Genomic DNA, 15,553 nt, shown 5'->3' on the forward strand with positions numbered 1-15,553 from the left:
CTTTTTGGTGAATAGATCAAAGTACTGGGCTTGCGATGTGCAGGGAACAGGCTACGCCTTGTTTTGCTGAAAATGACGGAAAAGAATAATTTAGCACTTGATCCTGATACCCACAGGTTATAAATTGATACCCATAGGTATCAGTAATTACATTTAAATATCAAGGAACAGATATGAAACATTCATCCTCCTCAACCTCAAACCCTTATGACGCATGGACCCCTGATCTCCAGGTACAGGCACTGAAGCGAGTGGCGCAAAGTATCTTCATGCTGGCGGCAGGGGTGGCTTTCTTCGCCGTGTCCAGGTGGTTTAGTGCTCCTTTATTGATAATTATGCTGGGGTATATTGGGCTTATAGTTTCGACTGTTGTTGCACCTTTAGTATTTATGACAAGTGGCCTCATGGCAGGAGACCAACCTTACGCGAAGAGGCAGAGGTTCAGTGATGAGTTTTGTTTGTACGCCATTGCAAGCGGGTATAAAGCGGTTAGCTGGGTCCTGGTAATGAGTTCAGTAGCTTTATTTTTTTTCGCTGGCGGGTTTTCCGGAACTGCCCTTATTAACGAGATAAGTGTGCAGCACATAGGGGGTGTCTATGTACTGCTGGCTGGACTGACATGGGCGATCGCTATTATACGACTGGTTAAAGAGGAAGCTACTGACGAGCAGGAAGAGTATGACTGACGCAGGTTACGGGAGAGCTCATGGAAGCTGTTTATAATCGCATTGCGATGGAACGTAAAATGCGCGGCTTGTCGCAGCAGCAACTGGCGGACGCTATTGGGGTTTCGCGTAAAACTATCAGCACCATAGAAACGCGGCGTTTTACCCCGTCAGTGGTGGTGGCGTTAAAACTGGCCTATTACTTTGAGTTGCCGGTAGAGGTGTTATTCAGTTTAACTTGACGCTGGTCAAAAATAATACAAAACCTCCTTGAGTTATCGTTGAATACCTCTATATAAATAGTTGCCTGATAGGTAATTTTAATTTATCAACATAAAGGAGGTCCATCATGAGCAACAAGTCTTGGTCGGAATCAAAACTTGCGCCGTGGAACTGGAACAAGCATGAAGAGCAAACGCCAGCGCTTACCGAAGACAAAGACAGCCATCCGATCGCGCGTTTTCATCGCGACATTGATCGTTTGTTTGCCGATACCTTTCGTGCATTGAATGTGCCTGATTTGCTTGATCATGGTGCCAAAAACGAGTCTATTTGGGGCGGTTCGGCGATACTGCGACCTAGCCTTGATATTAAGGAGCATACGGATAGTTACGAGCTGTCGGTGGAATTACCTGGGGTTAACAAGGACGACCTGAAGCTGAACCTTGAAGGTAATCTGTTAACCATCAGTGGTGAAAAGAAGAACGAGTCGAAGTCAGATGAGAAAGGCAAGTATCACCGCGTAGAGCGCAGCTATGGCAGCTTTAGCCGAACGTTAACCTTGCCTGAAGATATCGACAGTAAAGATATTAAGGCTGCCTTTAATGAAGGTATCCTGAACATAGAAATTAAGCGAGTTAAAGGTAAAGAGAGCCCCAACTCGGAAATTCCAATTACTTAATAGCTAAGTGAACGAAAAACGCCGCTCCTCAGAGCGGCGTTTTAGCCAAGGACTTCAGGTTTATTATTTGATTTCAGTAAAACGCAGGTAGGGGCGTAATTCATCCCAGCCCTGTGGGAACAACTTCTCTGCTTCTTCGTTGCTTACGGTTGGCTTGATAATCACTTTTTCACCCGGGCGCCAGTCAGCAGGGCAAGCCACATTGTGTTTATCAGAAAACTGCAGTGCGTCGATAACACGCAAGATCTCATCGAAGTTACGGCCCACCGCCATTGGGTACGTCATGGTAAGCCGGATTTTGTGGTTCGGGTCAATAATGAACACTGAGCGTACCGCTGCAGTGTCGCTTTCGCCAGAGTGAATCATGTCGTAGAGTTCAGCTACTTTCTTGCCTTTATCTGCAACGATGGGGAACTGCAGATCGGTATTCTGTGTGTCGTTAACGTCGTTGATCCAGCCTAAATGCTCGTCAACGGTATCTGTTGATAAACCCAGTGGCAGTACATTGCGCTTCGCGAACTCACTAGCAAGCTGCGACGTGCGGCCCATTTCTGTTGTGCAGACAGGGGTATAATCGGCCGGGTGACTGAAGAAAAAGACCCAGTTGCCCTTGGCCCATTCGTGGAAGTTGATTTTGCCTTTGGTGGTTTCGATGTCGAAGTCAGGGGCGATGTCGCCAATACGTAAACCCATAATTATTACCTCGTTGCTGGTTTGTGATTTTCTGGAAGAAACAGACAGTCTGTGTCTTCCAACGGAGGGTCTTGCAAATATTAGCAAAACCGCTTAAGTTTTATGGTTATAATGATATTCCATTTAAGAATATAAGAAAGTAAATCAAACCGATTACAAGGTTCGCTAAATCCGATTGAGCTGCCTGGGCAGCTCTGTTAGGTGAGTGTAGATGACTTTACAGTAGCTGCGAGAGACGCAAATCGAATAAGTTAGAATCATATTATTGGCTACAAAATGGAGAGCTGGAAATGAATCAGTGGGATGAACGCTACAATAAGAATGAATACCACTATGGAACTGAGCCCAATGAGTTTTTACGAGAGCAGGTCGCGCCTTTGCTGGCCAGGTGGAGCGCAAAACAGCCCGCGCGTATTTTATGCCTGGCCGATGGAGAGGGTCGTAACAGTGTTTACCTAGCAGAGCTTGGTGCAGAGGTAACCTCGCTGGATATTTCCCAGGTAGGACTGGATAAAGCCCTGCGTTTAGCCGAATCACGCGGTGTGACCATTCAGACTCAACTGGCTGACCTGACCGAAAGCGAGCTTCCGGTGAACCATTATGATGGAGTCGTAATGATTTTCTGCCATCTACCCAGTGCTGCGCGACCTCGTTTGTATCAGCAGATTGAAAAAGCACTCAAACCCGGTGGCTGGTTATTGGCGGAGTGTTATACCGAAGCTCAGTTAGGTCGTGGTACAGGGGGCCCTCCCTCCGCAGATTTAATGCTTAGCCTGAATGAGTTGAAAAACGCATTCAGCCACTTTGCGGTCGAGCACGGCGCTGAGCTGGTGCGTTCGGTGACCGAAGGTGAAGGCCATAGTGGAGAGGGTGCTGTTTGCCAGTACCTTGGCTACAAAAGGCCGTTAATGGAAAGTGTTTAGTCGGTTTCGGACTCAGGTAATAAGTCCCCTCATCTCATGACTTCCTGTACAGTGCAGATAGCGATATTGACAGTTTGGTGACAAGCTTAATAAAACTGTCATAATTTGCTTGCATAATGCTGCTATCAGAAACATTACAGGTAATGACTATGGCCAGAAAAATTCTAATTGTGGAGGATGAAGCACCTATTCGTGAGATGCTTTCTTTTGTCATGGAACAGCATGGTTATCAACCGGTGGAGGCTGCTAACTTTGAGCATGCGTTGCAACAAATTACAGAACCCTATCCGGATATGATATTGCTTGACTGGATGTTACCTGGCGGTAGCGGCATTCAATTTGCTAAACAAATTAAGAGTCAGGACCATACCAAACATATCCCTATTATCATGCTGACCGCCCGGGGCGAGGAAGAAGATAAAATCAAAGGCCTGGAAGTAGGGGCAGATGATTATATTACTAAACCATTTTCGCCCAAAGAACTCATGGCTCGTATGCGTGCTGTGTTTCGCCGGGTGTCGCCAACCAGCCTGGACGAACCGCTGGAAATTGAGGGCTTAAAATTAGACCCGGTATCACACCGCATTACGGCGAATGATGATTCTGTGGACATGGGGCCTACTGAGTTTCGTTTACTGCACTTCTTCATGACCCACCCGGAACGAGTTTACAGTCGTGAGCAATTGTTGGATCATGTCTGGGGTACTAATGTTTACGTAGAAGACAGGACTGTGGATGTGCATATAAGACGTTTACGCCAGGCCGTTGCAAATCATGGCCATGACCGCTTAATTCAGACCGTGCGCGGTGTCGGCTACCGGTTCTCAGCGCGCTAAATGGGTCGCGATTATACTCTCTATGCAATTTTTAAGGGGCTGGTTATTTACCTGCTCCCTTTTGCTGTATTGGGCTGGCTGCTAAATATTTTCTGGCCTGCGCTGGCGATAGCTCTGGCGCTAAAGCTGGCCTGGCATTATTACTTTCAGTTCCGTCTCAGCCGCTGGTTGTGGGACAGTCGTACTATGTTGCCGCCAAAAGCGCTTGGGCTTTGGACGGATATCTACGATGGCATTTATCGCACCCTGAGGCGCAATCAGTTCCGCCGTCGTGCGCTTACCACCTTATTAAAACGTTTTCGGCAGGCTTCTGAAGCGCTGCCAGATGCGGCGATTGTGATGCAGGAAGACGGTACGCTGATCTGGAGTAACAAGCTGGCGCAGATTTATTTTGGTCTGCAGTGGCCAAGTGACAGCGGTATTCGTATTACCAACCTGATTCGCCAACCACGTTTTGTTGATTACTTTAACGCTGCCGACTTTAGCGAAAGCATTATTTTAGGTTCACCGGCCCACAGCAGCATGGAGCTGGATATCCGGATTATGCCTTATGCAGATAACCAGTATTTGCTGGTGGCCCAGGATGTGACTCAGCTACGTAAACTGGAGCGTATGCGCAAAGATTTTGTGGCGAATGTGTCGCACGAGCTTAAAACGCCGCTCACAGTTATGCAGGGCTATCTGGAAATGCTCGAAGACCCGGAGCGCATGCCGGTAAAACAACTACATAAAGCCATTGGTGACATGCAATCGCAGACCGAGCGTATGCAGAATATGGTTAGTCAGCTTTTGGAACTGTCCCGTATAGAGTCGAGCAGCCCGGATAGTTTTTCTCACGAAGTTAACGTAAGCCAGCTCATTGCTACCGTGTTGCGTGAGGTGGAATTACTGAATGCAGAAAAGCAACATCATATCGATCTCGACCTGGACGCCGACCTCAGTGTCTACGGTAGCGAAGAAAAACTGCGCACGGTGATCATGAACCTGGTCAATAATGCCATCAAATATACGCCATCCGGCGGTGAGCTGCGGATCAGCTGGAAACGCAAACGCTTAGGTGCTGAGTTTGCTATCAAGGACAATGGGCCGGGTATCGCGGCCAAACATCAGCAGCGTCTGACTGAGCGTTTTTACCGGGTCGACAAAGACAGAAACAGTGCCACCGGTGGCACTGGTCTGGGCCTGTCTATTGTCAAACATGCGCTGGACTACCATCGTTCACATCTGCAGCTATACAGCATCGAAGGGCAGGGTAGCCGTTTTAGTTTCCTGCTACCCAGTGAACTGGTGGTTAGTGCAAAACCCGACAGCGAATAGTGCCGCTAATAGCCTTTAAACGACCCAGGGCCTGCTCCGCCAGTTCGCTATTAATGTCTACCACCACATAACCAATATCACTATCGGTTTGCAGATACTGAGCGGCAATGTTGATATCAAGATCAGCAAAAGTCTGGTTGACCTGCTGCAACACACCCGGCTGATTTTTATGGATATGCAGCAGTCGGCTGCATTCTTCATGCACTGGCAGACTAACTTCGGGAAAGTTAACCGCAGACAGGGTAGAGCCGTTGTCGGAATATTTTGCTAACTTACCGGCTACTTCTACGCCAATGTTCTCTTGTGCTTCCTGAGTTGAACCGCCTACATGAGGGGTTAACAGAACATTATCGAGACCACGCAGCGGCGAGATGAATTCTTCATCGCTGGCTTTGGGTTCAACAGGAAAAACATCAATGGCGGCGCCGCCAAGCTGACCGCTACGCAGGCGCGCATTCAACGCTTCGATATCCACCACAGTGCCGCGTGAGGCATTAATCAACAATGCGCCATCACGCATACGCGATAGCTGTTCGGCACCTATCATATTCTGGGTTTCACGGGTCTCAGGTACATGCAAAGTGACCACATCACTACTGTTTAGCAGCTTATTTAAATCATTCACCTGATAGGCATTACCCAGGGACAGCTTCTCTTCCACATCGTAATACTGCACCTGCATACCCAGCTGCTCAGCAAGTATGCCAAGCTGGGTGCCGATATGGCCATAACCGATAATGCCTAAAGTTTTACCGCGCACTTCATGGGAACCTTTGGCGCTTTTATTCCACTCCCCACGATGACAGGCGGCATTTTTTTCCGGCACCCGGCGCAGCAGCATAATGATTTCAGCCAGTACCAGCTCGGCGACACTGCGGGTATTGGAAAAAGGTGCGTTGAAAACAGGAATGCCCAGTTTTTTTGCCGCTTCAGTGTCGACCTGATTCGTACCAATACAAAAACAGCCGATTGCCGCTAATTTCTTTGCCGCCTGTAATACATTAGCGCTAAGTTGGGTACGCGAGCGGATACCGACAAAATGCGTGCTTCGCAGTACCTCAATCAGCTTGTCTTCGGGCAACGCAGTGCTTATCTGCTCAATATTGTGATATCCCTGGCGGTGCAGACATTCTACAGCGCTGGGGTGAATGCCTTCTAAAAGTACGATACGTATTTTATCTTTATCCAGTGATATGAGCGGCGGCATGCTGTTGTCCTGTTAGTTTTTTAAAGTGGTGACTGTTTTGCCATCGCTGATAAGCGCAATATCGGCACTGCGGGCAGCAAATAGCCCATTGGTAACTACCCCGGTAATTTGATTCAATTTCTCTTCAAGCTCAATGGGTTTTCCGATATTCAGATTATAAATGTCGAGAATGACGTTGCCGTTGTCGGTTTTAAAGTTTTCGCGCAGCACGGGATCGCCACCCAGTTTAACTATCTGCCGGGCAACATAAGAACGCGCCATCGGGATCACTTCGACAGGCAGTGGGAAGTCGCCCAGAGCCGTTACCTGTTTGCTGTCGTCCGCAATGCAAATAAAGGTCTTAGCAACTGCTGCAACAATTTTTTCCCGGGTCAGGGCACCGCCGCCGCCTTTGATCATCTGGCGATGGCGGTTAATTTCATCAGCACCGTCGACATACAGTTCCAGCTCAGGTACGCCATTCAGGTCAAACACCGCGATGCCATGTTGACGCAGACGCTCAGTTGAGGCTTCCGAGCTGGATACAGCACCATCAATATCGTGTTTCATACTGGCCAGTGCATCGATGAAAAAATTCACGGTAGAGCCGGTGCCTACACCAACCACAGAACCCGGTTTGACGTATTCAAGTGCGGCTTCAGCCGCCATTTTCTTTGCGTTATCACTACTCATAATATTTATTATCGATGTAATCGGTGAGTGTTGCCTTCATTATAAGGAGCTGTGCCTGAAGCGCCAGCACCTTGTCGCAGTTATTACCGCAGGTAACGGAACATCCCAGGATTGCACTGGTATATGCCCGGCCTGCTGACAGTCATGGGCCAGCCCCATCACCTTCAGCTGAGGATAGCGACCAGCATGCCACCCGGCCAGGGTCCGGTCGTAGAAACCACCACCCATGCCCAGGCGATTGCCTTGACTGTCAAAACCAACCAGGGGCACCAGCAGGGTGTCCAGCTGCGCAAATGGCACCACGTCGGGGCAGCGCAGAGGTGGTTCTGGAATAGCAAACTTGTTATTGATTAGCGGGCGCTGGGGATCGTAGCGCAGCATCAGCAGATGCCCTTTAGCAAAGGGATGCAAGACTGGCAGGCAAACCTTTTTGCCGGCATCCAGCAATGCCTGCAATAAAGGGGCTGTATTCAATTCGGCAGCAAAAGAAAAATACAGGGCTATAGTTTCGGCCTGCGCAACTTCCGGTTGCTGCATGGCAGTATCCACCAGTTGCAGCGAGGCAGATTTTTGCTCTGCCTCGGTGAGCGCCCGACGCTGCTGTTTTAATTGTTCACGCAGTTGTTGCCTGGAATTCTGAATACGCGTTGCTGAGTTCATAGATTGACGCTCTTAGCCGGGCCTGCGACACTTACAGGCTGTTTTTGACTGAAGTTTATCTAGGATACCAGTATGCGACTTTTAAAGTATAGCCGGGCACTTTTATTCACTATGGCGTTAATTCCTGCGCTGGCTGTGGCCTCGGCGCCGCCAGCGGCGCCTGATCGTGACCGTGGTGACGGCCCCTATGAGCGCCTGATATTGCGCGGTGGCACTTTGGTTAACGGTGAAGGTGCCCCTGCTGTAGGGCCCGTCGATATTGTTATTGAGCAGGATCGCATTGTTAATGTGGTAGCAGTCGGTTATCCAGGGGTGCCTATTCGCGAGGGAGGCCGGCCCCAGGCCCGCGATGGGGACCGTGAAGTTGATGTCAGTGGCAAATATATTTTGCCAGGTTTTGTGGATATGCACGGCCATATAGGTGGTTCTGCGGACAATATCCCGGCCGAATATGTACTTAAATTGTGGCTCGCTCATGGTATTACCACAGTACGTGAACCTGGTAGTTTTAACGGTCTGGAATGGACCCTGGACCATGTGCGCCGTTCTGAAGAAAACAGCATCGTAGCGCCGCGTATAGTGCCTTATGCCGGTTTTGCTGAAGGTGGCGAACCTATTATTACCGGTGAACAGGCACGTCAGTGGGTTCGTGATATCAAAGAAGCTGGTGCCGCTGGCATTAAGTTTTTCGGTGCACCACCACGGGTGATTTCAGCCGCTTTGGATGAAGCTGAGAAGCAGGGGCTGGGCACTATGATGCACCACGCTCAGCTAAACGTTGCCCGTACTAATGTGATTGACTCAGCACGCATGGGCTTAACCACCATGGAGCACTGGTACGGTTTGCCCGAGGCATTATTTACCGGCCAGACGATTCAGGATTATCCGCCTGAATATAACTATCAGAATGAGCAGGATCGTTTCGGTGCGGCTGGTCGACTCTGGAAGCAGGCGGCTGAACCTGGCAGCGAACGCTGGAATGCGGTGCGTGACGAACTGATTGAAATGGATTTCACCATTAACCCAACCCTGAATATTTACGAAGCCAGTCGCGACTTAGCACGCCAGCGTAATGCGGAATGGCATGACGAATATACCCTGCCTACGTTGTGGGACTTTTTCACCCCCAGTCGTTACGCCCACGGTTCGTACTGGTTTGACTGGACCACCGATGATGAAATCGCCTGGCGTGAAAACTATCGCATCTGGATGGAGTTCTTAAATGACTTTAAAAACCAGGGCGGACGCATAACTGCAGGTTCAGATTCTGGCTATATTTATAAAATTTATGGGTTTGGTTACATTCAGGAACTCGAACTGCTGCGCGAAGCGGGCTTCAATGCACTGGAAGTGATTCAGGCGGCTACTTTAAACGGTGCTGAAGCACTGGGTCTGGAAGCCGATATTGGTAGCGTAATTCCGGGTAAAAAAGCAGATCTGGTGATTGTCGACGAGAACCCGTTGCGTAACTTAAAAGTACTGTACGGAACCGGTCATTATCGCCTGGATGATAACAATCAGCCTATGCGCACCGGTGGCGTTACCTACACGATTAAAGACGGCATCATTTATGATGCTCAGGAACTGTTAAGCGATGTACGTCAGATAGTGCGTGACGCGAAAGCGGCTGAACATAACTAAGAGCAGAGAGTAACGAATGAGAGTACAAGGTCTGGATAAAATACATAGTTCCAGAGTAGACAACTGGTTCCTGCTGCTGGTCGTTGCCGTAGCCATCTTCAGCCTGCTGGCAGCGACTTTGTTGTCGCTGCGTGGGCTGAGTCTGTTAGGTCTGATTCTATTGTTACTGGGTGCAGTGCTGCCGATGTGGGTCGTGATGAGCACCCGCTATCATATTACGGAAGAAGATCTGCTGGTGCGTGCTGGCCCTTTTCGCTGGCGCCTGGCTTTAAGCAGCATCAGTAAAATAGAGCCTTGCCACAACGGGGTGATAGCCCCGGCGTTATCCCGTGAGCGAATAAAAATAACGTATCAGGGCAGTAACAGCCTGATGGTATCGCCTTCGGATCGCTATAGTTTCATTATGGATCTGGGCGTTGCTGAACCTGATGTAGATTAGTCGTTGGCCGGGGTTATTTGTTCGCTGCCTTGCTCTTCTACCGGATCAGACGAGCCGCAGGAGTTCATGATTACGGCTCCTGCCAGGAAAAGAATAATGGCCAGGATGATTTCAAGTTTTCGCATAAGTGATATTCAGCTCAGTCAGACAGTAGAGGTAGTATAACCAATGTTTATGGGGTCAGAAAAGCGCCGTGGTCAAAGAGACGAGTTTGATAAACATAAAAATGCCGCGCTGGCGCACTTAGCGACAACGCCCATTAAAAGCGGTAATTATCAGCCGCTGGTCACCATTTTGTTATGGTGGCTGGGTGCCCGGGTGAAACCACCTCATTTTCAGAGTTTTGCCGCTAATATACTAACCAGTGGTGGTTATTTTGCCATGGTATGGGGCATTCTGATGTGGTTTATTTTATTTTCCCCACGGGGTGCTTCAGGCCTGGCAGTGTTGCAGTTATCGGTGCTGGTAGGGTTAATTTATGGCGTTATTATGGCGCTGTATTATCGACGTAGTGCACGTAAGCATAATTTGCCGGACTGGCATAGCCTGCGTGTGCAAAAACAGGAAAGTAATAAATAGGGTGTCCCCCAGGGTGCCGCTGCCGCGTGGTCGCCCTTGAACCCTTGGTTCAAGGCGGGTGCTGAGTTAATGATCTCAGGCTTCCCGGTACACGCCGGGCTTGCACACTGACCATCAAGCAGGACCCTTTTCTGGTAGCATCGGCTCAGGGACATTCACCGACTGGCGAACACCCCAGGGAACATTGTTAGTTTGTGTTGCTGCTGCCGCGTTTTTCGCCCATGGCTTTTTCAATTGTAGCCTGAAGCAGGCGGATTTTATCTTCTAAAGCCGCCGTGTACTCAGCCTGCTCCTGACGACTCTGGATCCATTCATGGCATAAGTTTAGTGCTGCCATGACGGCAATTTGTTCCACATTTGTCAGCTTAGTAGCCGTTTTTGTGTCGGCTAGCCGCTCATCCAGCTGGCGAGCTGCCTCGCGCAAGGCACTTTCCTGCCCGTCGGGGCACATTACGCGATAGCTTCTATCGAGCAACTTAATGTCCATTGCCTGACCACTCATGACCCGGTTCCTTCGTTAACTGTTTGCCGTCTTTGATTAGCTTAGACTAGCTTATAGGGCGGAGCATAGCCGCCCTGCTATTATTATGCAACAGTCGGCATTGCTTGTCAGCCTGCTGGCTCAGGGCTGGCGGCAATGATAGGATAATGCTATTCACAAAGAGAGGGTTCACGTAACCCGTTCATATATAGAAAAGATGGTAAGCATACAATGACAGAATCTACTGCACGCGCCTATGATGCGCTGAATCAACACCTGCAGCGCGAAGACATGGTACTTTGCGCCGCAGAACTGCATGGCATGCTCACCGGACTGATAGCTAGTGGCGCGCCCGCCGAATCAGAAAAGTGGCATGATGTAATGGCCGATCTGGCGAATGAAGGCAACGCTTTTAGCGTCGGCATGAAGTCATTATTACGTGACTTAAGTGCTGAAATAATCAGCGAGCTGGAAGACCCGGAACTGGGCTTTCAATTACTGCTACCAGGTGATGAAGAGGCGCTTAATGAGCGTTTAAAAGCACTGACCCAATGGGTGCAGTCTTTCCTGGCTGGCTTTGGGGTGAATCAGCAGAACCTGGCGAAAGCTTCTGCCGATTTACAGGAAGCTATTAATGATATGGCTGAGATTGCTTTGTTGTCTGATGATGTAGAAGCAGATGAAGAGGGTGAACGTGCATTTTATGAAGTCAGTGAATATGTGCGCATTTCCTCCATTATGTGTTTTAACGAGCTGGGCCAGTTAAAGTCAGCCGCCGCACCGCACAATAAAACTATCCATTAAGCAGGTTCTGAAGTCGATATGAGCATCCCCTTAGCGGAGCTTCGTGCGCGACGCGAAGCGTTTAAAGCGAAAATGCAGTCAGACAGCGTGGCGGTGTTTGCTGCGGGACATGAAGTGACTCGCAGTAACGATACCGAGTACCCTTTTCGTCAGGACAGCGACTTTTATTACCTGACCGGCATCAATGAGGCCGAAGCGGTATTAGTATTAATACCCGGACAGGCAGACAGTGACCTGTTGTTTACGCTGCCCCGTGATGCTGAGCAGGAAGTCTGGCATGGTCGCCGTCTGGGCGTCGATAAGGCGAAACAATTAAGCGCTGTTGATGCTTGTTACCCATTGCCCGAACTGAACGAAAAGCTACTGCCCTTATTAAGTGCTAACTCTGCGGTGTACTGGTCTGCGACGCCTGGCGATAAGTTTAAAGCGCAGCAGCAGGACTGGTTGAGTCAGCTACATAACAATCGTAAGTTAAAGGCCCCGGTGACCCAGCATGACAGTCACTCGATTGTGCATGAACAACGGTTGTTTAAATCAACGTATGAACAGCAGGTGATGCGTGAGTCAGCCGCTATTGCGGTTGTTGCCCACAAAAGGGCCATGCATTACACCGCCGCAGGTAAATATGAATACCAGGTCGCAGCAGAGCTGCACCACGAGTTTGCCTTGCATGGGGCCCTGCATCCGGCCTATGGCACCATTTGCGGTAGTGGTGATAATGCCTGTATTTTGCACTACACCTCGAACCTGAGTCGGCTGCAGGATGGTGACTTGTTGTTGATTGACGCCGGTTGTGAATATCAGGGTTATGCCAGTGATATTACCCGTACCTTTCCGGTCAATGGCCGTTTTACCGAAGCGCAAAAACGTATGTATAACTGGGTGTTAAAAGCCCAGCGCGCAGCGCTCGAAGAAATAAAACCCGGCGCCACCTTACCCGGCGCATACAAAGTTGCGGCGTCGATACTGACCGAAGGATTAATAGATCTGGGTGTTCTGAAAGGATCGCTGGCAGACAATTTAAAAGACATGACTTATCGCCCTTATTTCATGCACGGACTGGGCCATTGGTTAGGTTTAGACGTACATGATGTGGGTAACTATCAACAGGACGGCAAGCCGCGGCCTTTGCAGGAAGGCATGGTTCTGACCATAGAACCCGGTTTGTATATTCCGACTGATACCCCCTGTGCTGAAGAATACCGCGGTGTCGGCATACGTATAGAAGACGACATTCTGGTGACAGCGGATGGCTATCAGAACCTGACTGCAGCATTGCCAGTCACCACTGATGATATTGAGGCTTTAATGGCGGGCAAAGCGTGAAGGGCATGAGTCAATGAAAGCAGACATTGCGATAGCAGGCGGTGGCGTCGTCGGCGCACTCGCGGCTCTGATGCTGAGTAAACGCTTACCCCAGAGTCGGATTGCGGTAGTCGATGCAGCGCCCGCTGATGGCCGCGACCCGCGAACGCTAGCGCTGGCTTATAAAACACAGCAGTTGTTTGACCAGGAAGGCCTGTGGCAGGGGCAGGCGGCAAAACATGCTGCAGCGATCGAACATATTCATGTTTCTGACCGGGGCGGGGCAGGTAGTAGTACCCTGCACGCACCTCGGCAACAGGTGCAGGCGCTGGGTTATGTAGTAGGTGCGCATTATATCCAGCAGGACTTAATAGCGGCCTGCCAGCAGCAAGCCAACATTAGCTGGCTGAGTGAGACCCGGGTTGCGCAGGTGCAGCAGCATCAGAACGAAGTGCAGTTAAACCTGCAGGGAAAAGAAACGGGCGATTTATCTGCTAAATTGTTAATTGCTGCTGATGGTGCAAACTCAACCACCCGTGAACAACTGGGCATCAAGCTACAGAGAACGGATTACAATCAGGTAGCCCTGATTGCCAATATCGAATTAGATAAACATCATCAGCAGTGGGCCTGGGAGCGTTTCACTGAAGCAGGCCCCATAGCGCTGTTGCCACAACCAGGTCGCGAAGTGGCTTTGGTCTGGTGTGTCTCGGCAGAAGACGCGGAAGCTATCACCGCTTCAGATGATTCAACGTTTGTGCGTCAGGTACAGCAGGCTTTTGGTTATCGTGCGGGCCGTTTTTTAAAAGTGAAAGACAGAGCCAGTTATCCGCTTTCGTTGTTACTGGCAGAGCGCACCGTGCATCACCGCGCGGTAGTACTGGGCAATGCCTGCCATACTTTGCATCCGATAGCGGGCCAGGGTTATAACCTGGGAGTACGGGATGTTGAGTCGCTGGTTCGTGTGCTGACTCAGAGTCATAGTGAAGACCCCGGCAATTATCAGCAGTTACTTGATTACGAAGAAGATCGCGCTGACGATTACCGGCGTATTATAGGTTTAACGGATGGCCTGGTCAGAGTGTTTTCGAATACATATCCCCCTCTGGTGGCGGCTCGTAATCTGGCATTATTAGCCCTGCGCGGTTGTCCGTTATTTAATTACCCACTGGCCCGATTGGCCATGGGGTATCGTGATCTGAGTGCTATAAAAGGCACCATGCCAGAAAAAAGAGGATCCTGATTATGGCATTGCACCGGACACAGGTAGTCATAGTTGGCGGCGGTATGATCGGGCTGTCGCTGGCGATTGCTTTACGCCAGCAAAAGAAAAACGTAGTGCTGATTGAACGCCGGGCAAAAACGGCTGATATTCCAGAGCAGCTGCAGTTACGGGTAAGTGCTATCAGCGAAGGTTCCAGAAACTGGTTGCAGGCACTGGGTGTCTGGTCGCAGCTTCCCGCCGATCGTCTGGGCCCATACCAGGGCATGGAAGTGTGGGACAAAGACAGTTCCGGGCGCATTAGTTTCAGCGCTGAAGAAGCGCAACTGCAAAACCTTGGGCACATTGTTGAAAATGCCGTGCTGGAAGCTGTGTTATGGCAGCAGGCTGAAACCCTGGGTGTGCAACTCATTAGTGAGGTAGAACATGAAGCGCCGGAACTCTCGGCGCAGGACGTTTCTTTAAGCTTAAGCAACGGCGATATCGTTCTGGCGCAGTTACTGGTGGCAGCCGACGGCGCGCAATCTAAATTGCGCGAGCAGGCCGGCACACCTGTTACTTTTAAAGATTACGAACAACAAGGCCTGGTGGCCACCATACGCACAGCACAGCCGCACAATGGCATAGCGCGTCAGGCTTTCATGCCCGGCGGACCTCTGGCCTTGTTACCTATGGCTGACCCCCACCTGTGTTCTATTGTCTGGAGCCTGCCTACTTTAAAAGCACAAAGCTACGCGGAAGAAAGCGAAGCCGATTTTGTAAAACGACTGGCGGTAGCCAGTGACTCGATCTTAGGTATTCCGGAGCTGGTTAGCGAACGGCAGAATTTTCCGCTACGGATGCGTTATGCCGAGCGTTGGGTGAGCGGGCGTCAGGTGTTAGTTGGCGATGCTGCGCATACCATACATCCCCTAGCAGGCCAGGGCGCCAACCTTGGGCTGGGCGATGTAGAGACCTTAGCCAATATGCTGGGCCAGTTGGGCACTTTAAATGGTGTCTGGGATGATGTGGAGTTAAAACGTTGCCTGCAAGGTTTTCAGCGTGCGCGTAAAGCCGCCGCCGTGCAGCAGATAGCCACTATGGAAGCTTTTCATCAGTTATTCCGAACGGCGAACCCGGTGCTTAAATTAATGCGGGGCATAGGTTTGAAAACCGTCAACGCACAGCCATTATTAAAACGTTTCTTTATGCAGCAGGCGAGCCGTTAG

General features: G+C 50.1%; 19 protein-coding genes and 1 other RNA gene. 13 read left to right on the top strand and 7 right to left on the bottom strand.

The genetic code is table 11. From position 1 onward, the window contains the following. Positions 1 to 173: 173 nt before the first annotated feature. The 3 genes from CWE09_RS11175 to CWE09_RS11185 all read left to right on the top strand — a co-directional run bounded on the left by CWE09_RS11175 (position 174) and on the right by CWE09_RS11185 (position 1,566). Complete coding sequence (locus tag CWE09_RS11175) at positions 174 to 686, top strand: hypothetical protein (RefSeq protein WP_126804125.1); 513 nt, start codon at positions 174 to 176, stop codon at positions 684 to 686. Positions 687 to 706: 20 nt separating this feature from the next. Continuing rightward, positions 707 to 907 carry a helix-turn-helix transcriptional regulator gene (locus CWE09_RS11180; protein WP_126804126.1) on the top strand — a complete coding sequence of 67 codons (201 nt, stop codon included), beginning with the start codon at positions 707 to 709 and terminating at the stop codon, positions 905 to 907. A 107-nt stretch (positions 908 to 1,014) separates the two neighbouring features. Further along, positions 1,015 to 1,566 (top strand): Hsp20/alpha crystallin family protein, encoded by a 552-nt coding sequence (locus tag CWE09_RS11185; RefSeq protein ID WP_126804127.1) that lies wholly within the window; start codon positions 1,015 to 1,017, stop codon positions 1,564 to 1,566. Between the two features lie 63 nt (positions 1,567 to 1,629). On the opposite strand, the gene CWE09_RS11190 is transcribed toward CWE09_RS11185, so the two are convergent. Further along, entirely contained in the window at positions 1,630 to 2,259 is a 630-nt protein-coding gene (locus tag CWE09_RS11190) for a peroxiredoxin (protein WP_126804128.1), read from the bottom strand. Between the two features lie 290 nt (positions 2,260 to 2,549). Between CWE09_RS11190 and CWE09_RS11195 the strand changes: the two genes are divergently transcribed. The 3 genes from CWE09_RS11195 (at position 2,550) to phoR (ending at position 5,335) form a co-directional block, all read left to right on the top strand. Beyond that, positions 2,550 to 3,182 carry an SAM-dependent methyltransferase gene (locus CWE09_RS11195; protein ID WP_126804129.1) on the top strand — a complete coding sequence of 211 codons (633 nt, stop codon included), beginning with the start codon at positions 2,550 to 2,552 and terminating at the stop codon, positions 3,180 to 3,182. A 149-nt stretch (positions 3,183 to 3,331) separates the two neighbouring features. Next, positions 3,332 to 4,018 (top strand): phosphate regulon transcriptional regulator PhoB, encoded by a 687-nt coding sequence (gene phoB / locus CWE09_RS11200; protein ID WP_126804130.1) that lies wholly within the window; start codon positions 3,332 to 3,334, stop codon positions 4,016 to 4,018. Beyond that, entirely contained in the window at positions 4,019 to 5,335 is a 1,317-nt protein-coding gene (gene phoR, locus CWE09_RS11205) for a phosphate regulon sensor histidine kinase PhoR (RefSeq protein ID WP_126804131.1), read from the top strand. It abuts the gene before it with no gap. On the opposite strand, the gene serA is transcribed toward phoR, so the two are convergent. Genes serA through CWE09_RS11220 form a run of 3 tightly spaced genes read right to left on the bottom strand, consistent with a single transcriptional unit; the run spans position 5,310 to position 7,874 of the window. Continuing rightward, a complete protein-coding gene (gene serA, locus CWE09_RS11210) occupies positions 5,310 to 6,542 on the bottom strand; it encodes a phosphoglycerate dehydrogenase (protein WP_126804132.1) in 1,233 nt (410 codons plus the stop codon). The two genes, phoR and serA, sit on opposite strands and share 26 nt — an antisense overlap. Before the next feature lie 12 nt (positions 6,543 to 6,554). Beyond that, positions 6,555 to 7,214 carry a ribose-5-phosphate isomerase RpiA gene (gene rpiA / locus CWE09_RS11215; protein ID WP_126804133.1) on the bottom strand — a complete coding sequence of 220 codons (660 nt, stop codon included), beginning with the start codon at positions 7,212 to 7,214 and terminating at the stop codon, positions 6,555 to 6,557. A gap of 39 nt (positions 7,215 to 7,253) precedes the next feature. Next, positions 7,254 to 7,874, bottom strand: a complete 621-nt coding sequence (locus tag CWE09_RS11220; RefSeq protein ID WP_126804134.1) for a 5-formyltetrahydrofolate cyclo-ligase — start codon at positions 7,872 to 7,874, stop codon at positions 7,254 to 7,256. A 111-nt stretch (positions 7,875 to 7,985) separates the two neighbouring features. Between CWE09_RS11220 and CWE09_RS11225 the strand changes: the two genes are divergently transcribed. Together CWE09_RS11225 and CWE09_RS11230 are read left to right on the top strand one after the other, a co-directional pair. Then, positions 7,986 to 9,515, top strand: coding sequence for an amidohydrolase family protein (locus CWE09_RS11225; protein ID WP_241974368.1), 1,530 nt, complete (start codon positions 7,986 to 7,988; stop codon positions 9,513 to 9,515). A gap of 16 nt (positions 9,516 to 9,531) precedes the next feature. Continuing rightward, positions 9,532 to 9,954: a PH domain-containing protein gene (locus CWE09_RS11230; RefSeq protein WP_126804136.1), complete on the top strand. Its 423-nt coding sequence runs from the start codon at positions 9,532 to 9,534 to the stop codon at positions 9,952 to 9,954. Here the strand turns inward: CWE09_RS11230 and CWE09_RS14310 are convergent. Then, entirely contained in the window at positions 9,951 to 10,079 is a 129-nt protein-coding gene (locus CWE09_RS14310) for a hypothetical protein (protein ID WP_275541097.1), read from the bottom strand. The genes CWE09_RS11230 and CWE09_RS14310 overlap by 4 nt on opposite strands. Before the next feature lie 43 nt (positions 10,080 to 10,122). Here CWE09_RS14310 and CWE09_RS11235 point away from each other — a divergent pair, with 43 nt between their 5' ends. Next, a complete protein-coding gene (locus tag CWE09_RS11235; protein ID WP_126804137.1) occupies positions 10,123 to 10,533 on the top strand; it encodes a DUF6404 family protein in 411 nt (136 codons plus the stop codon). A gap of 1 nt (position 10,534) precedes the next feature. On the opposite strand, the gene ssrS is transcribed toward CWE09_RS11235, so the two are convergent. Together ssrS and zapA are read right to left on the bottom strand one after the other, a co-directional pair. Then, a non-coding RNA gene (gene ssrS, locus CWE09_RS11240) (6S RNA) lies at positions 10,535 to 10,717 on the bottom strand. A gap of 3 nt (positions 10,718 to 10,720) precedes the next feature. After that, positions 10,721 to 11,035, bottom strand: a complete 315-nt coding sequence (gene zapA, locus CWE09_RS11245) for a cell division protein ZapA (protein WP_126804138.1) — start codon at positions 11,033 to 11,035, stop codon at positions 10,721 to 10,723. A gap of 210 nt (positions 11,036 to 11,245) precedes the next feature. Here zapA and CWE09_RS11250 point away from each other — a divergent pair, with 210 nt between their 5' ends. The 4 genes from CWE09_RS11250 to CWE09_RS11265 are packed head-to-tail and all read left to right on the top strand — an operon-like array spanning position 11,246 to position 15,553. Then, on the top strand, positions 11,246 to 11,818 hold the full coding sequence (locus CWE09_RS11250; protein WP_126804139.1) for a UPF0149 family protein: 573 nt from the start codon (positions 11,246 to 11,248) through the stop codon (positions 11,816 to 11,818). Positions 11,819 to 11,836: 18 nt separating this feature from the next. Next, the gene (gene pepP, locus CWE09_RS11255) at positions 11,837 to 13,144 is read left to right on the top strand and encodes a Xaa-Pro aminopeptidase (RefSeq protein ID WP_126804140.1); all 1,308 of its coding nucleotides are present in this window, start codon (positions 11,837 to 11,839) and stop codon (positions 13,142 to 13,144) included. A gap of 13 nt (positions 13,145 to 13,157) precedes the next feature. Then, positions 13,158 to 14,366, top strand: coding sequence for a 2-octaprenyl-6-methoxyphenyl hydroxylase (gene ubiH / locus CWE09_RS11260; protein WP_126804141.1), 1,209 nt, complete (start codon positions 13,158 to 13,160; stop codon positions 14,364 to 14,366). Between the two features lie 2 nt (positions 14,367 to 14,368). Further along, positions 14,369 to 15,553 (top strand): FAD-dependent oxidoreductase, encoded by a 1,185-nt coding sequence (locus CWE09_RS11265; protein WP_126804142.1) that lies wholly within the window; start codon positions 14,369 to 14,371, stop codon positions 15,551 to 15,553.

Source organism: Aliidiomarina minuta, assembly GCF_003987145.1.
GTDB classification, from domain to species: Bacteria; Pseudomonadota; Gammaproteobacteria; order Enterobacterales; family Alteromonadaceae; genus Aliidiomarina; species Aliidiomarina minuta.

Excerpts from the sequence above, each read along its gene's own strand:
- CWE09_RS11175 (WP_126804125.1), top strand. The coding sequence starts at position 174 with ATGAAACATTCATCCTCCTCAACCTCAAACCCTTATGACGCATGGACC.
- CWE09_RS11180 (WP_126804126.1), top strand. The coding sequence starts at position 707 with ATGGAAGCTGTTTATAATCGCATTGCGATGGAACGTAAAATGCGCGGC.
- CWE09_RS11185 (WP_126804127.1), top strand. The coding sequence starts at position 1,015 with ATGAGCAACAAGTCTTGGTCGGAATCAAAACTTGCGCCGTGGAACTGG.
- CWE09_RS11190 (WP_126804128.1), bottom strand. The coding sequence starts at position 2,259 with ATGGGTTTACGTATTGGCGACATCGCCCCTGACTTCGACATCGAAACC.
- CWE09_RS11195 (WP_126804129.1), top strand. The coding sequence starts at position 2,550 with ATGAATCAGTGGGATGAACGCTACAATAAGAATGAATACCACTATGGA.
- phoB (WP_126804130.1), top strand. The coding sequence starts at position 3,332 with ATGGCCAGAAAAATTCTAATTGTGGAGGATGAAGCACCTATTCGTGAG.
- phoR (WP_126804131.1), top strand. The coding sequence starts at position 4,019 with ATGGGTCGCGATTATACTCTCTATGCAATTTTTAAGGGGCTGGTTATT.
- serA (WP_126804132.1), bottom strand. The coding sequence starts at position 6,542 with ATGCCGCCGCTCATATCACTGGATAAAGATAAAATACGTATCGTACTT.
- rpiA (WP_126804133.1), bottom strand. The coding sequence starts at position 7,214 with ATGAGTAGTGATAACGCAAAGAAAATGGCGGCTGAAGCCGCACTTGAA.
- CWE09_RS11220 (WP_126804134.1), bottom strand. The coding sequence starts at position 7,874 with ATGAACTCAGCAACGCGTATTCAGAATTCCAGGCAACAACTGCGTGAA.
- CWE09_RS11225 (WP_241974368.1), top strand. The coding sequence starts at position 7,986 with ATGGCGTTAATTCCTGCGCTGGCTGTGGCCTCGGCGCCGCCAGCGGCG.
- CWE09_RS11230 (WP_126804136.1), top strand. The coding sequence starts at position 9,532 with ATGAGAGTACAAGGTCTGGATAAAATACATAGTTCCAGAGTAGACAAC.
- CWE09_RS14310 (WP_275541097.1), bottom strand. The coding sequence starts at position 10,079 with ATGCGAAAACTTGAAATCATCCTGGCCATTATTCTTTTCCTGGCAGGA.
- CWE09_RS11235 (WP_126804137.1), top strand. The coding sequence starts at position 10,123 with ATGTTTATGGGGTCAGAAAAGCGCCGTGGTCAAAGAGACGAGTTTGAT.
- zapA (WP_126804138.1), bottom strand. The coding sequence starts at position 11,035 with ATGAGTGGTCAGGCAATGGACATTAAGTTGCTCGATAGAAGCTATCGC.
- CWE09_RS11250 (WP_126804139.1), top strand. The coding sequence starts at position 11,246 with ATGACAGAATCTACTGCACGCGCCTATGATGCGCTGAATCAACACCTG.
- pepP (WP_126804140.1), top strand. The coding sequence starts at position 11,837 with ATGAGCATCCCCTTAGCGGAGCTTCGTGCGCGACGCGAAGCGTTTAAA.
- ubiH (WP_126804141.1), top strand. The coding sequence starts at position 13,158 with ATGAAAGCAGACATTGCGATAGCAGGCGGTGGCGTCGTCGGCGCACTC.
- CWE09_RS11265 (WP_126804142.1), top strand. The coding sequence starts at position 14,369 with ATGGCATTGCACCGGACACAGGTAGTCATAGTTGGCGGCGGTATGATC.